This window comes from Acinetobacter sp. AB03 (assembly GCF_058107045.1).
This window is the reverse complement of the sequence record NZ_JBUEBA010000067.1, coordinates 1-1369: the sequence shown is the minus strand read 5'-3', so window position 1 is coordinate 1369 and position 1369 is coordinate 1. Positions and strand designations below refer to the sequence as shown.

Below are 1369 nucleotides of genomic sequence, written 5' to 3'. Positions count from 1 at the left end.
TTTCCCTATATTTAAGTTTGTTGTACCAAATTCAATTTTAACAACTCAAAGTATTGGTATTGCTATGTTAAATGCTGTGCGTCGAGGTTATTCAACTAATATTTTAGAAGTTAAAGATATTGTTAAATTATCAAATAATGTGGAATAGAAATTATGTAATTTATCTAAAATTAACATAATACACCTTATGCGAAATCAAAAAAGGGAGCTGTAAGCTCCCTTTTTTACTAATTTTTTTCAATTTTTAGATGTCAATCTAGGCTTCAATAAATTAAGCACCTAAACGCATTAATTTCTCTTGAATCGCATCGCTTACAAAAGCATTAAGAGAATTATCACTTGATGCTAAAACAGCTTTACGGTGTAACTCAGGACTAATACGGACATTAAATGTACCTTTGAATGGCTGATCGGGTTTTTTACCTAATTCAGCACAAGACTCTAAATATCCATCGACAGATTCCTGAAAAGCTTGTTCAAGAGTTTTTAATGTTTCTGCTTCATAAGTGATGAGATCACGGATAAATGCAAGCTTTCCAAATAACTCACCTGTTTCAAGATCAGGTTCAATTGTACCTAGATAACCTTTGTATTTTAAATAGCTCATAAAAATCCCTCCTGCTTGAGTGCCTGTTTTACAGATTTCAAAGCCCCACCTTTGATTTCATTTTCAGGGTGTGGCCTGTGCAGTAAAATCATGTGTTCAGTTTTCGTATTAAAAAAACGGACACGAGAGCCTGCCATTTCAAATTTTTCATAGCCGAGCTGATTCAGTAAAACGACTAAATCTTTATACGGAAATGTATTTTTTGAATTTCCAAATTTTTCCAGTAACTTTTCCGTTTTCCCCATACTTCAGCCCTACTGCTATTGCAACTAAGTATAGTTACTTTTAAATAATAATTGCAACTATATTTAGTTGCAATTTCGTATAACAGCCCTTATGTTAAATCAGGTTTAAAACTTAATATCATGTGAATTAAAGTAGGTCGGATCAAACTCTATCTCTCCTATTTCATCCTCGATAATTTGCATGTAATCGTCATATCTTGGATGTTTGGGGTCTTGTAATGCATCTAAAATATCAAGATATCCAAAAATTCCTCCAATATCTTCAAATGGAGCATGATTTTGACCATCTATACAACATGGATATTTTTTATTTAAATCAGGAGATTGTCTGCTTTCTACAGTAATCAAATGTTCCCAACAATCGCCAAAATCATATGTATATATAATTTTTTTACCTACACGTAGAACTTCTTTCAATTTTTGTCTTTTATTGATCTTTTCATGCTTAATAGTCGTGAATTCATGTAAATGGCTATCTTCCCAATCAAAAGCAGATTGAATTGCCTTATGGAGCCTA

3 protein-coding genes are annotated in these 1369 nt (G+C 32.1%); all 3 read right to left on the bottom strand.

The genetic code is table 11. The features are described from left to right. Nucleotides 1-271 precede the first annotated feature (271 nt). Nucleotides 272-607: a type II toxin-antitoxin system HicB family antitoxin gene (locus ACY3FQ_RS18380; RefSeq protein WP_035270373.1), complete on the bottom strand. Its 336-nt coding sequence runs from the start codon at nt 605-607 to the stop codon at nt 272-274. After that, a complete protein-coding gene (locus tag ACY3FQ_RS18375; protein ID WP_044425274.1) occupies nt 604-852 on the bottom strand; it encodes a type II toxin-antitoxin system HicA family toxin in 249 nt (82 codons plus the stop codon). Before ACY3FQ_RS18375 ends, ACY3FQ_RS18380 begins: the two co-directional genes overlap by 4 nt. A 105-nt stretch (nt 853-957) precedes the next feature. Further along, on the bottom strand, nt 958-1369 hold a 412-nt coding region (locus ACY3FQ_RS18370; RefSeq protein WP_489774613.1), incomplete at its 5' end, for a plasmid pRiA4b ORF-3 family protein.

Coding starts and splice junctions, on each gene's coding strand:
- ACY3FQ_RS18380 (WP_035270373.1), bottom strand. CDS start 607: ATGAGCTATTTAAAATACAAAGGTTATCTAGGTACAATTGAACCTGAT.
- ACY3FQ_RS18375 (WP_044425274.1), bottom strand. CDS start 852: ATGGGGAAAACGGAAAAGTTACTGGAAAAATTTGGAAATTCAAAAAAT.